This window comes from Desulfovibrio sp. Fe33 (assembly GCF_028532725.1).
Lineage (GTDB): Bacteria > Desulfobacterota > Desulfovibrionia > Desulfovibrionales > Desulfovibrionaceae > Pseudodesulfovibrio.
In genome coordinates, this window is sequence record NZ_JAQKGU010000003.1 from 349893 (window position 1) to 363314 (window position 13422).

Annotated in this window: 13 protein-coding genes; all 13 read right to left on the reverse strand. The window is 60.5% G+C overall.

Annotated features, from left to right (window positions below):
• Window positions 1–58: 58 nt before the first annotated feature.
• Window positions 59–1126, reverse strand: coding sequence for a protein-glutamate methylesterase/protein-glutamine glutaminase (locus PSN43_RS06820; RefSeq protein ID WP_272699972.1), 1068 nt, complete (start codon window positions 1124–1126; stop codon window positions 59–61).
• 19 nt (window positions 1127–1145) lie between these two features.
• Complete coding sequence (locus PSN43_RS06825) at window positions 1146–3413, reverse strand: chemotaxis protein CheA (RefSeq protein ID WP_272699973.1); 2268 nt, start codon at window positions 3411–3413, stop codon at window positions 1146–1148.
• A 281-nt stretch (window positions 3414–3694) separates the two neighbouring features.
• A complete protein-coding gene (locus PSN43_RS06830) occupies window positions 3695–4237 on the reverse strand; it encodes a DUF2062 domain-containing protein (protein WP_272699974.1) in 543 nt (180 codons plus the stop codon).
• A gap of 3 nt (window positions 4238–4240) precedes the next feature.
• Entirely contained in the window at window positions 4241–6292 is a 2052-nt protein-coding gene (fusA, locus tag PSN43_RS06835) for an elongation factor G (RefSeq protein ID WP_272699975.1), read from the reverse strand.
• 2 nt (window positions 6293–6294) lie between these two features.
• The gene (locus PSN43_RS06840; RefSeq protein WP_272699976.1) at window positions 6295–7158 is read right to left on the reverse strand and encodes a hypothetical protein; all 864 of its coding nucleotides are present in this window, start codon (window positions 7156–7158) and stop codon (window positions 6295–6297) included.
• A 34-nt stretch (window positions 7159–7192) separates the two neighbouring features.
• On the reverse strand, window positions 7193–7921 hold the full coding sequence (locus PSN43_RS06845; RefSeq protein WP_272699977.1) for an outer membrane protein assembly factor BamD: 729 nt from the start codon (window positions 7919–7921) through the stop codon (window positions 7193–7195).
• Between the two features lie 8 nt (window positions 7922–7929).
• Complete coding sequence (gene trxB, locus PSN43_RS06850) at window positions 7930–8847, reverse strand: thioredoxin-disulfide reductase (protein ID WP_272699978.1); 918 nt, start codon at window positions 8845–8847, stop codon at window positions 7930–7932.
• A gap of 3 nt (window positions 8848–8850) precedes the next feature.
• Entirely contained in the window at window positions 8851–9171 is a 321-nt protein-coding gene (gene trxA, locus PSN43_RS06855; RefSeq protein WP_269943162.1) for a thioredoxin, read from the reverse strand.
• Window positions 9172–9320: 149 nt separating this feature from the next.
• Window positions 9321–10406 (reverse strand): tRNA (adenosine(37)-N6)-threonylcarbamoyltransferase complex transferase subunit TsaD, encoded by a 1086-nt coding sequence (tsaD, locus tag PSN43_RS06860; protein ID WP_272699979.1) that lies wholly within the window; start codon window positions 10404–10406, stop codon window positions 9321–9323.
• Window positions 10406–11437 carry a class 1 fructose-bisphosphatase gene (gene fbp, locus PSN43_RS06865; RefSeq protein WP_272699980.1) on the reverse strand — a complete coding sequence of 344 codons (1032 nt, stop codon included), beginning with the start codon at window positions 11435–11437 and terminating at the stop codon, window positions 10406–10408. The genes tsaD and fbp overlap by 1 nt, the downstream gene beginning before the upstream one ends.
• 29 nt (window positions 11438–11466) lie before the next feature.
• Window positions 11467–12255, reverse strand: coding sequence for a hypothetical protein (locus PSN43_RS06870; RefSeq protein ID WP_272699981.1), 789 nt, complete (start codon window positions 12253–12255; stop codon window positions 11467–11469).
• 63 nt (window positions 12256–12318) lie between these two features.
• Window positions 12319–13113 carry a tetratricopeptide repeat protein gene (locus PSN43_RS06875; RefSeq protein WP_272699982.1) on the reverse strand — a complete coding sequence of 265 codons (795 nt, stop codon included), beginning with the start codon at window positions 13111–13113 and terminating at the stop codon, window positions 12319–12321.
• A complete protein-coding gene (locus PSN43_RS06880; RefSeq protein WP_272699983.1) occupies window positions 13097–13420 on the reverse strand; it encodes an FtsB family cell division protein in 324 nt (107 codons plus the stop codon). Before PSN43_RS06880 ends, PSN43_RS06875 begins: the two co-directional genes overlap by 17 nt.
• Window positions 13421–13422: the final 2 nt, after the last annotated feature.

Genomic DNA, 13422 nt, shown 5'->3' on the forward strand with positions numbered 1-13422 from the left:
CCCTGCGGGAGATATTCCCACAGGGGCGCATCCGAGGAACCAATCCCTTCCCGGTCCCCTATCCGCAGGCCCGGACAATCTCCGGCGCGATCATGTCCAGGGACAACACCTTATCGACGCCGCCCTGCTTGATGGCCTCCTGAGGCATACCGAAAACCACGCAGCTCGCCTCATCCTGGGCGATGGTGAACGCCCCGGCGTCCTTGAGCTCCTTCATGCCCTTGGCCCCGTCGTCGCCCATGCCGGTCATGATTGCGGCCACGACGTTTGGCCCGCCGTATCGCGCGCCCGACCGAAATAATACGTCCACCGAAGGGCGGTGCCTGGACACGAGCGGACCGTCCCGGACCTCCACATAGTACCGTGTCCCCGAGCGTTTAAGGAGCATGTGCCTGTCGCCGGGAGCGATAAGCGCCTGGCCGCGCATCATGGCGTCCCCGTCCCGGGCCTCCTTGACGGTGATCCGGCAAAGCGTATTGAGCCGGTTGGCGAACGCCGCGGTAAAATGTTCGGGCATGTGCTGGACGATGGCGATGGGAGGACATCCGATGGGCTGGGCTTCCAGAAACACGCGCAGGGCCTCGGTGCCGCCCGTGGAAGCGCCCACCAGACAGATTTTCTCGGTGGGCGACAGGATGCCGGGCTTGCCTTTGGGAAGGACCGCGTCCGCGCTGAGTTTGGGTTTGACTTCAACCGGCATGGGCACGGGCCGGCTCCGGCGGGTCCCGGCCAGGGCGGCGGCCTTGACCTTGTCGATGAGTCGGATTCTGGACTCTTCAAGAAATTTTTTGGTCCCGACCTTGGGCTTGGTGATGATCTCCACGGCTCCGTATTCCAACGCCTTGAGGGCGGTGGCGGTGCCCTCCCCGGCCACGGACGAGCATATGACCACAGGAATGGGCCGCTGCTGCATGATCTTGCGCAAAAAAGTCAGCCCGTCCATGCGCGGCATCTCGATATCGAGGGTGATGACGTCGGGGACCTCCTTTTTCAACCGCTCGGCGGCCGCGTAGGGGTCCACGGCCGTGCCCATGACCTCTATCTGAGGATCCGAGGAAAGGATGTCCTCAAGTGTTTGGCGAACGACGGCGGAGTCGTCGACGATGAGAACGCGAATTTTCTTCATGAACCACCTCTCGAAAATACTATCGGGATTCCGCGACGACTCTGCGAACCAGGCTGGGCACATCCAGGATAAGCGCGATGGAGCCATCCCCCTTGATGGTCGCGCCCGAGATGCCTTCCACGTCCTTGTACACGCGGCCGAGACTCTTGATGACCGTCTGATGCTCGCCGATGACGGTGTCCACCACGATGCCGACGCGGCTTCCCTCCACGCCGCAGATGACGATTTGCTCGATGGGAGGGTTCTCGCCTTCTACGTTGAACCACTCGCGAATATGGATGTAAGGGACGATTTCCCCGCGCAAATACAGGATACGCTGCCCGGAACCGGACTCCTCAACGTCACTGCGGGACAGCTCCACGCATTCCTCCACCAGAGTCAGGGGAATGACGTAGTACTCGTCCTCCACCCGGACCTGGAAGCCGTCGATGATGGCCAGGGTCAGAGGCAGCCGGATGGTGATGGTGGTGCCCACATCCGGCTTGGAATCGATGTCGATGAGCCCGCGCAGTGAATCGATGGCCCGCTTCACGACATCCATGCCCACGCCCCGGCCGGACACGCTGGTCACGGCCTCGGCGGTGGAAAAACCGGGTTCGAAGATGAGCTTGAGCAGTTCCTTCCCGCTCAGTTCGGCATCCTTGGAAATCAATCCGCGCTCAATGCCCTTCTCGCGGATCATCTCGCTGCTCATTCCCTTGCCGTCGTCGACAATGCGGATGAGCACCTCGCCGCCGGAATGCTCGGCCGAGAGCGTGATCTTGCCCTGCGGCGGCTTGCCCTTGGCCGCTCGCTCATCCGGAAGCTCGATGCCGTGGTCGATGGAATTACGAAGGAGATGAACCAGAGGGTCCCCGAGCCGTTCGATGACCGTCTTATCCAGCTCCGTCTCCGCGCCGCTGGTGGACAGGGATATCTGCTTGCCCAGGTCCGCCGAAAGATCGCGCACCAGCCGACGGAACTTGCTGAAGGATGTGCCGATGGGCAACATGCGGATGCCCAGGGTTGAATCGCGCAACTCGTCGCTCAACCGCTCCAGTTCCTCGGCCAGAAGCGTCAGGGCGGAGTCGTGCCGTTCGCTGACGACCTGGGTTATCTGCGCCTGTACGATGACCAGCTCACCCACCAGGTCCACAAGATAATCGAGCTTTTCCGCCGCCACTCTAATACTGCCCAACGCTTCGTTGCGCTTCTTTCCGGCAGCCCTGTCACGAGCCTCGTCCTGCCGCTTGACCGCCATGTCGACCTTTTCCGGAGCGACCTTGCCCGATTCGCTCAGGATCATGCCGATCGGCTTGTCCAGGCCGTCCATCTGGATGTTCAACGCTTCGGCCACGTCCGCATAGGTCAAATCGCCGCTCTGCACGAGCATCTCGCCAAGCATGGGGATATGCACCGAATCCTCTTCGTCCGAAGAAAACAACCCGGCATCGGAGGGGGCGCATTGCGTTGCGGCCGGAGGCGGTTCCGGCAACGCGGATTCCGCCGTCACGGGCTCAGGCGAAGGGAGAAGATCATCATCGAGGGCGATCAAGGCCAACTCGGGAAGCCGTGCATCCTCAACGACCTCAATCTTCAACTCCGCATCCAAAAAGAAAAAAACATCCTGGACATCATCCCTGGACGCTTCGGTCTCAATGGTCAATTCCCAGCCGTTGCCGGTATCGCCATGGGCGGATTCGACCTTGAGAGTTCCCAAACGCTCCAACTCGTCAAAAAAGCCTTCCACAGCGTCGACATCGACAGGAGCCCCGGCGGGACGGAGGGTGACGGCATAGCGGCGGAGCGCCCCTTGGCCTTCCGTGACGGGCAACGTCCCTTCGGCAATAGAAGGTTCGGCCTCCAAAAAGCCTGAATCGGACTCCGGCTCTTGAGACGGGACTTCCCCGCCGTCACTCCCGGCATCCCCTTCGACAAACGCCCGAAGTCCGTCGAGAATGGCCTGCATGGCCTCCGGGGCCACCGGCTCATCGTCCTCGGCGTCGAGCATGGCCCGAATCTGATCGCGGGAGCGCAAGGCCAGGCCGCACAGAACCGGAGTAGCCCGCACGTCGCCGTTGCGCACCATGTCGAAGACCGTTTCCACCTCATGGGTGAATGCGGCGATCTCCTCGAACCCGAACATGGAACCGGAACCCTTGATGGTGTGCAACGCCCGGAAAATCCGGTTGACCAAATCCATATCTTCGGGAGCCTCCTCCAATTCGAGAAGGGCTCCTTCAAGCTCGATCAGGAGATCGTAGGCTTCTTCCTTGAATATCTGCCTGTTCAGGTCGTCTCCCGACATCCCGCAGCTCTCCTTGCGTCAGACTGGAATTCGAAAACCGGCATGAACCGGATGGATTGCCCTTGGCGGCGCACTGACAGTATATCACCCGGAAAGAACGGAATAGACCATTATATTCTTTCCGCAAAGACGACCCGCCATCGGCGCGGCTGACCTCCATGGCGAAGCGGAACGAATGTCCCCTTTGCCGCGCACAAGAAAAGGCCCTCCCCGCCCCTCACGAGGCTTGGCAGCAAACGTCCGAACGGTTCGGCGAACGGGAAAAGGCGGAATGCGCCGGATTACCCCTCGCGCTTGCGCAGCACGCGGATGGCCCGCCGTCTGCGATAGCGGCGGATGGCGAACAGGGAGACGAAATAGGTGATGATGGTGGCCGGAATGCCGAAGGCCAACCCGCCCGCAAACATGACCCCGAAGACCTGCCAGCCCGCATGGATCATGTCGACCATCCTGAGTTTGTCGGGATCGAAAGCCACGTTCTCGAACGGCATGACGATCTTGCCCACCTCGAAGAGGAAATAATAGAACGGAACCATTGTGGCGGCGTTGGAATAACAGGTGGCCAGCCAGGCGGCCAGCTTGTTGACCCGCAGGACGAACGCCAGGGCGATGACCACCACGGACTGAAACGGTATGATGGGCATCGCTCCGATGAACATGCCGAGCGCGCAGGCGGCGGCCAGGTTCTTGGGCGACGAATTCTGGCGCATCAGACGCAGATACCAGTACCGCATCCAGCGTTTGCTGCCGCTCCACCTATCTCGGAAGGATTTCCTGGGCGGCTTGTCCGTGGAAGGCGTCCGGCGGAGATTCTCCTGAGTCAAGACTTACTCCAGGACGTCAAAACGTGAAAATTTCATCATGAACCCGGCCCTTCCCTGCGTGGACGAGCGAAGGTCCGTGGAAAAACCGAACAACTTGCCGAGCGGAGCGAGTCCCTGGACGACCTTGAGTCCGGCCCGATCGATCATGTTCTCGATCTTTGCTCCCTTGGAGCCGAGCAGGCCGACCACTTCGCCGACGAACTCCTCGGGCACGCTTATCTCCACCCACATGATGGGTTCCATGAGCTTGGGATCGGCATGGGCCAACGCCTCTTTCAAGGCCATGGCCGACGCCATGCGGTAGCCCACCGGACTGGACTCGCCTTCCCGCCGCTCAATGCCGAGGACCCGCACGCGGACGTTCTGCACAGGGTAGCCCCGTATCACGCCGCTCTGAAGGCCGTCGGTGATGCCGTCCTCCACCGCTTCGAGCCAGGCTGCGGGCCACGCCTCGGTATCCACCTCAAAGGATATGGACCGCTCCTTGCCGCGCTCAAGCGGCTCCACCGAAAGCTCCACCGCGCCGAAATGCATGACCTCGCCCAACTCGCGGTTGAACTCGCCCCTGCCCGTGGCCTTGGCGGCTATGGTTTCCTGGTAGACGACCTGCGGCTTGCCCGCGCGCGGTTCGAGACGGTACTCACGGCGAAGGCGTTCCAGAATGACCTCCAGATGCAGCTCGCCCATGCCGGACAAAATGATCTGGCCCGTGTCCTCGTCATGTTGGAGGTCCAGGGTCGGATCTTCCAGGAGATACTTTTCCAGCACTTCGTCGAGCTTTTCGCCTTCCTCGGTATTCCGAGGCTCGATGGCCAGGGAGATAACCGGCTTGTAGTTGGCGATCTGCTCAAGGATGATCGGCGACGACCTGTCGCACAGGGTGTCGCCAGTGCGGGCGAACTTCATGCCCGCAGCGGCCACCATGTCGCCCGCGAACGCGGAATCGATCTTTTCCTTGCGGCCTGCGTGCAGACGGAACAGCCTCGCCACACGCTCGTCCTGGTCCTGGGTGACGTTGTAGACGGCCTCACCCGCGTCGATGCGGCCGGAATAAATGCGCATCATGGCAAGCTTGCGCCCGGAATCCATGGCCACCTTGAATACCAGGGCGGACAAAGGCTCCTTGGACGAGACTTCGAAATGCTTCTTCGTATGCGTGACCGGGTCCACTCCAGTGGCGGGCGGCACGTCCAGCGGACTGGGAAGATACCGGCATACCGCGTCCAGCACCGGCTGCACGCCGATATTCTTGAGCGCGGAACCGACCAGCACGGGAACGAACCGACGGGACAGAGTGCCCTTGCGCAGGGCCGCGTGCATCCTGTCGGCAGGCACATCCTCGCCGGACAGGTAGAGATCGAGTATTTCCTCATCCTCTTCCGCGGCAGCCTCGATGAGCTTCTCACGCCACGCCGAAAGGCGATCGGCCTCTTCCCCGGTCACAGCGCGCCGCGTGTACTCGACTCCGTTGGTGGACTGGTCGAACTCCAGTCGCTCCATGGTAACGAGATCGAACACGCCGGAAAACTCCTGGCCCTCGCCGTCGGGATACTGGACGGCCACGGGGTTGGTCCGCAGCTTGCGGACCATGGAATCGAGCACGCCTTCAAAATTCGCGCCCAGGCGATCCATCTTGTTGACGAAGGCGAGCTTGGGCACATTGTAGGACTCGGATTGACGCCAGACCGTTTCGGACTGCGGCTCCACGCCGCTGACCCCGCAAAATACGCCCACGGCCCCGTCAAGCACGCGCAGGGAACGTTCCACCTCGATCGTGAAATCCACGTGGCCCGGCGTGTCGATGATGTTAATCATGCACGGGTCCCACTGACAGGATGTCACGGCCGAGGTGATGGTAATGCCGCGTTCCTGCTCCTCGGGCATGTAATCCATGGTGGCCGTGCCTTCATGGACTTCGCCAATGCGGTGAATCTTACCGGAGTAATAAAGAATCCGTTCCGACAGCGTGGTCTTTCCGGCGTCGATATGCGCGATGATGCCGATATTGCGGAGGTTGCCGAGAACCTTCGCCGAGGGGGCGTTGCTCTTGCTCACGTTCAGTCTCCGAGGGTCCAGGCGGTACGGTGAAAAAGGAAAAATCCGGGATGCAAATCCGGCCACACCCAGCACCCTTCCTGACCGGGGCCCAACACCAGACGGGCCTTGTCGAGGGCGTCGTCTATCCGGTCCGCGGGAACCACGGCCACATCCCGGACATCGTCCAGGAACGCCGCAAAGTCCGCCCCGCCCCGGGCGAACCCTTCAGGCAGGGGAACATCGGCGCCAAACACCGTAAACGCGATGTCGGGCTGGGCGAAGGACAGGGCTTCGAGGTCGAAATCCTCTTCCCCATCCAGGAAAATCGAGCCGCTGCAATCAAAAAGCGGCCTGTAGACGGCCAGTCGGCTCATGTCGGGACAGACATCCGGTCTTCCGGCCAGATCGAGGACCACGCCGGTAGCGCCCGTCCCGGCCAGATCGCGAAGCAACCCGGCCACCCGCTCCGCCGAAAGATCGGCGGCCAACTCCTGCCCTGCCAACTCCATTGCGGTGAGCAAAGGATGCGGCCAATTCCCCTTTCCGTCCAGACGCACCGCCAGAATGTTCCCGACCCCGCAGGCGATGGCCGGAACAAGCGCGGCAAGCAGCCGGGCCGGAGAGACGAAGGACTCGTCAAACAGGACCAGGGCGAAATCCACCGGCCGGAACCGGCTGACCGAATCAAACCCGCCGCGCCAGCGCGTGGAGACCTGTCCGGCCGTATCCTTGCGCGGGCCGTACCAATCGTACAACCGTGCGATGCAGGTCTTCATCAGGGCGCGCTCCCCGTCCGCGGAAAGCCCGTAGGCCTCCGCGAAAAGGGAATCGTCAACCTGAGACTCGCCAATCAAGTCGGAAAGGGAAAACACCGGGTCGGACATGGGAGCAGCCAGTTGCTGAAGGGTTGGCGGCGGCCTAGAGCCACTGCTTGAGCCAGCGCTTCCAACTTCCCTGGATGCGCGCGCGCTCTTCCTCGGACAGGGTCTTCTGATATTCGAAGTAGGAATATTCGGCCCGTTTCACGGCGTAATCGCGAAGATCGGGGATGTCCGAAAAATTCTCCACCACGTATTGATAACGGTGCCAGGCCGGACCGAACTGCTCCGTGCGCCAGAAAAAGTCGGCCACGAAGATTTCATGCTCGGCCAGGATACGGCGGCTTTTGAGGATCATCGTCTTGGCCGCGTCGGCATACTTGGACTCCGGATAGGTCTCCACAAGCCTGTAGAGATATTCCAGCGCCTCCTTGATGTTCTCCTGCCGCCTGTCGATGGTCTTGAACATGCTCACGTTCGCGTTGGCGATCTGATAGAGCACGTAGGGGATATTTTCGTTGCTGGGGTGCAGCGCCTCGAATTCCTTGTAGGCGTCCAGGGCGAGCATGTATTCCTCATCCAAGAAATAGGCGTCGCCCAAGGACAGCTCGCCCTTGAGGGAATACGGGCTGAACGGGAAGCGGTCCTTCAGTTTCGAAAAGTACTCCTGGGCGTCGCCGTAGTCCTTCTCATCCATGGCCGCCATGCCCGCTTCATACAGCTCCTGAGCCGTATCCTCGGGCGGAGGCAGGAAATAGCTGTCGATCCAGATGCACCCGGCAAGGGACAACAGGACGACGACAAGGACGGGGGCCAGTATTCGACGCATGGGGACTCCTAGTCCAATTGCTCAAGATAGGAAAAGGCGGCGGTAGCGGCGGTCGCCCCGTCGCCCACGGCGGAAGCCACCTGGCGGCACATCTTGGATCGGATGTCGCCGGCGGCGAAAATGCCCGGAACGTTTGTGCGCATCTCCACATCGGTTATGACGCCGTTGCGATCCATTTTGATGTCTTCGGGAACGAAGTCGACGATCGGCTCGAAACCGATGAAGATAAACACTCCGTCGAGATCAAGCCTGGACAGCTCACCGTTTTCGACGTTCCGCAAAGCCAAGGCTTCCACGTCGCTTTCACCCAGGATTTCATCCACGACGGTGTTGCGGATGATCTTGATCTTCTCATGCGTAAAGCATTTGTCCTGATAGCAGGCCTGACCGCGAAAATCCTGGCGTCGGTGAATAAGGTGGACCTTGTTCACCAGGCGGGCCAGATACAAGGCCTCTTCAAGAGCGGAGTTGCCCCCGCCTATCACGGCCACATCCCGATCGCGAAAGAAATTGCCGTCGCACAGGGCGCAATAGGAGACGCCCCGTCCGATCAGCCGTTCCTCGCCCGGCACGTTGAGCTTGCGGTACCGGGAACCGGTAGCCAGCACGACGGTCTTGGCGCGGACCTCTCCCTCGGCAGTCACGATGGTATGCCAGGGGGAGCCCACCTTGATGGAGCGGACCTCGTCGTTGATGCGATGCAGGTCGTACTCTTCAAGATGGTTGGCAAACTTGTCCGCCAGCTCCCATCCCTGAAGGCCTTTCGGAAAGCCGGGGTAGTTCTCGATCTCCGAGGTCATCAGAACCTGTCCGCCGGGGGACAGCTTCTCGACCATGGCGGTTTTCACTCCGGCCCGTAAAAGATAAAGGGCAGCCGTCATTCCTGCCGGGCCGCCCCCTATGACTACGGCGTCATAAGATTCCATAAATTACAGCGCCTTTTTCGTGATCATTTCCTTGATGCTGCTCTTGGAAACGGCACCAGTGGACTGGTCGACGACTTCGCCGCCCTTGAACAGGATCAAGGTCGGGATGGCGCGGATGCCATATTTGCCGGGAGTTGCGGAGTTCTCGTCAACGTTCATCTTGACGATCTTGACCTGGCCTTCAAATTCCTCGGCCAGCTCGTCGATGACGGGACCCATGGCGCGGCAGGGTCCGCACCAAGGCGCCCAGAAATCGATAAGAACCGGGATGTCGCTCTGCAGAACGTCCTGCTCAAAAGTGCCGTCGGTAATCTGATTCGCCATGAAGATCTCCTTTTTTTGCTCGGCCGTGGGCCGTTGTATTCCATCTACCGGCCGGGCCGGTGCGGCGCCATGCCGCAATTGTTTTTGCAATTTATTTAAAATAGGTCCGCATGTACCCAACTGTCAAGGAGTGGCGGGAATTTTCACGCCTAATCGGGGTTGGGAACCGTCCGTTTCCAGTCAAGCGGGACGATACGACCCCGGGGTATCGCTTCGAGGTCGAGCCCATGCCGAAAACCGGCCTTGGCAAGCTGCCAGCCCGCATAGGCGATCATGGCCCCGTTGTCCGTGCACAGGGAAAGCCCCGGCAGGGTCAGCCGAAGCCCGTTGGCCTCGGCCACGCCGGCCATGGCCGCGCGCACGCCGGTGTTGGCGGCCACCCCACCGGCCACAATGAGGCTCTTGACCCGGCCCACACGCTTGAGAGCGCGCTCCACCTTGATGCGCAAGGTATCGGCCACGCTCCAGTTGAAGGAGGCGCAGACCTTCGCCAGGGCTTTGCGCCGGTCCGCAGGCAACGCGTCTACGGCTTCCGGACCGGCCATGGTATCGAACACCAGCCCCGGATGGGCGGCCACATGGTTGGCCACGGCCGTCTTGAGGCCGCTGAAGCTGAAATCCAAGGTCGGGTTATCGATGTACGGCCGGGGAAACAACTCGGTATCAGGCTCGGCCTCCTGCGCGAGGTCGTCGATAAAACGTCCGCCTGGATATGGGAAATTCAGCATTTTCGCCGTCTTGTCGAACGCTTCCCCGGCGGCGTCGTCCAGGGTACGACCCATCAGCTCGAACTCCGTGGGCGAAGAAATCAGGTAGATGTGCGTGTGCCCGCCCGAAACCAGCAAACCCAGAGCCGGGAAGCGCAGCTCCCCTTCCAGCCCGGGCGCGAGCAGATGCGCCCAAAGATGATTGACCCCGATCAGGTTCGCGCCGAACGCCAGGCTAAGACCCTTGGCGAAGCTCACGCCCACCAACAGGCTGCCGAGCAGCCCCGGGCCGCGCGCCACGGCCACGCCGTCGAGATTCTCACCGGACACACCGGTCTCGCGCAGGAGTTCCCTGTAGAGCCTGGGCAGAACGCGCAGATGCTCCCGTGAGGCTATCTCGGGGACCACGCCGCCGAACAGGGCATGCGTATCCACCTGGGTCGCCAGCTTTTGACCAAGCAGGCGACCGTCCTCGACCAGGGCCACGGCGGTTTCGTCGCAGGAGGTCTCGATTCCAAGGATGAGCATTAGCGGTTCTTCTTTCTCCGGGACTCGGATTCGAAGATTTCCTGGACCACCTGGACGTCGTTGCGAGAGCCGCAGAAGAACGGGATGCGCTGATGCAGATGATCCGGCTCAATGTCCATGATCCGGTTGACGCCGTCCACGGCCATGCCGCCCGCCTGCTCGGCGAGGAAGGCCATGGGATTGCACTCGCAGGTCAACCGGAGTTTGCCCGTGGGCTTCTTGGGATCGCGCAGGTCGGCGGGATACATGAAAATGCCGCCGTAAAGCAGATTTCGGTGGAAATCCGCCACCAGGGAACCGATGTACCGGCCGGAATACGGCTTGCGCAGAGCGTTCTTGGGCGATTTGAAATAGGCCAGCGCCTTTTTGGTGTGGCGGTCCCAATAGCGCTCGTACCCTTCGTTGACGGAATAGATCTTGCCTTGCTCCGGAATACGGATGTTCGGATGCGAAAGCAGGAACTCGCCCACGCTCGGGTCGAGGGTGAAGCCGTGAACGCCGTCGCCGCACGTGAAGACCAGCATGGTAGAAGAGCCATAGAGCACGTAGCCCGCGGCCACCTGTTCGCTGCCCTTCTGAAGCACGTCGCTGGACATCAGCGCGGCGTCCGGATCGCTCTTGCGCTTGAAGATGGAAAAGATCGTTCCGATATTGACGTTGACGTCGATGTTGGAAGAACCGTCCAACGGGTCGAAGATGATGATATAATCGCCGCGCGGGAGGGACTCGGGCACCTCGATAATGTCCGCGTTCTCTTCCGAGGCCATGGCGCAAAGCACGCCCGACCGGGCCAGCCGGTGAATGAGTATGCGGTTGGCATACTCGTCGAGCTTCTTGACCTCTTCCCCCTGGACATTGATATCGCCCGTGAATCCGAGAATATCCACCAGACCGGCCTTGTTCACGGCGCGGCCGATGATTTTCGCGGACAGAACGAGTTCATTGAAAAGTCGCGTAAACTGGCCGGTTGCCCCCGGCACCATCTTCTGATGCAGAAGTATATGCTCGGTGACGGTTACCTGTTGCGACATCTGTTTGCCCCCTCGATTGTTATGCGCCTCTAAAACGGCCACCAGCTTCCCTCTGCGTTGGGGTCCACGCTCTCTGTGGCGTAGACGTATTGATCCTCGCCCACATAACGGGTCAGCCAGGAATAATAACGGTTGCCAACCTGTACCTGACCATGGACATTACTCTTGAGAATATCATCCCAGTCCACGGCCAGCATGGCTTGCTTGTCCACATCGGCACCCAGGGACCAGACATTGTGCCCGGGGTGTATGATAATCAACGATTGGGGGTCCGGGCTCAGCCGCATGAGGGACCTGGGATCGAAGCCCACGCCGATCAGTCCGCCGAACTTAATATCTTCAAAATACGGCCGCCCAATATACATTTCCGGCCCGAGGTCGGAATAATCCACCACGGTAAGCAGGCTGACCTGCCGCCAAACCCCTTCGAAAACCAGGGGCTTGTTGATACGCTTCACAGGCAGGTCGGGCTGCATGAAAATGATGGTCCCTTCCTCGTCAGTGACCAGAACCCGGTCAACCCAAGGGAAACGGGCCATAAGCAGGTCGAGCCAGTCAATGCCCGGCAACGTGTCCGTATCGTTCACGAAGCGGATCAGAGAGGTCAGCGGCCCGTCCACAGGAGAAATAAGTTTAGCCAGCTTTTCCTGATTGGGATTGGAGAACTGATAGCTGTCGGTATCGATGACCGGCGGAGGATCCACGAAATCGCGCGTGGTCTGCCAGGTTTCCTTGGTGTACTCGGCAGTGGTGTCCCACATGCCGCAGCCGCCGAGCAACAACGCGGCGGCAAGGAGAATCAAAGTAAAATATCGCATATTCCCGCTTTCATGCATGGACGTTCCGCACCGCTGCGCGGCAGGCGTCCATTACTGTTTCGCCTAGCCCTGAATCCGGGCCTCGAACCTGGCGGCCAAGGTCTCAAGAGTGCTTATCAACCGATCCTTGGACTGTGCGCCGAAGGCGTCGTCCCCTTCCCCGTCAGCTCCTCGGCCATCCCGACGACGCTCAAGATGCACGATCCGATCCTGCAATTCCGCACGCCGTTCGTCGGACACGGTTGATTGCAACAAATCGCGATAGATTTCAAGTGCCCCCTCGACATCCCCCTGAGATGCGAGCAGGTCGGCCATGGTCTTGGTCCTGAACGAGCCGGTGCACGGTTTGAAATCCCGCGGCTCGCCGTCATCGTCGAAACCGGGACGGATCAATTCGGGCAGTTTGAAGGGCGGCGGGGAATCCGCCGGCGGGGGCAACGGCGCGCCCACGAGCCGACCGGCCAGGGTGCCGATACCCTCGAACACCACATCCGTCCATTTGATGATGTCGCCGGAAAGATTGGAGGCCACCAGCATGAGATAAACGGCCAGGTCACGCTGTTCCGGAGGCAGGCTTCTGGCCCAGCCCCGCCAGAACGCGGGATAATCCCGCAAGGGATTGATGACCCGCTCCAACTGCTCAAGCACTTCGTCCTCGCGCCCGAGCTCGGTCAGGAGCTCCACCAGAAGCATACGCGCTTCAAGATAGTCGGGACGCCTGTCCAACCCCTGACGCAAAGTCTTGACCGCGTCTTCGGGCTGGCCGTTCTCCACGAACAATTTGGCTAAAGGGAAAAACACCCGCGAGCCGGGCTCCAAGGAGAGAACTTCCTGATACCATTCAATTTTCTTGCACATCGGCACCTTCTCCGCGGGGTTGGTCCTTCTCGTCCGGGAATATGTACAACAGCTCGTCTTTCTTGATAAAATTCATTCTCTCTCGAATGACTTTCTCCTGATACCCCTTGTCCGATTTGAGCTTGCGAATCTCCTGACTGAGATCCAGACTCCTGGCGTCCACGGACTCAATCTTCTGCCGCAGAACCTCGTACCGGTTCTTGAGTTCCAGGTAGGCGAACACTCCCTGGTCGCTCCATATCAACCGGGTCACCAGGAACAGGTTGATACAGACCAGCAGCGCCACGAAGATAAGTCTGCCGCGCATGA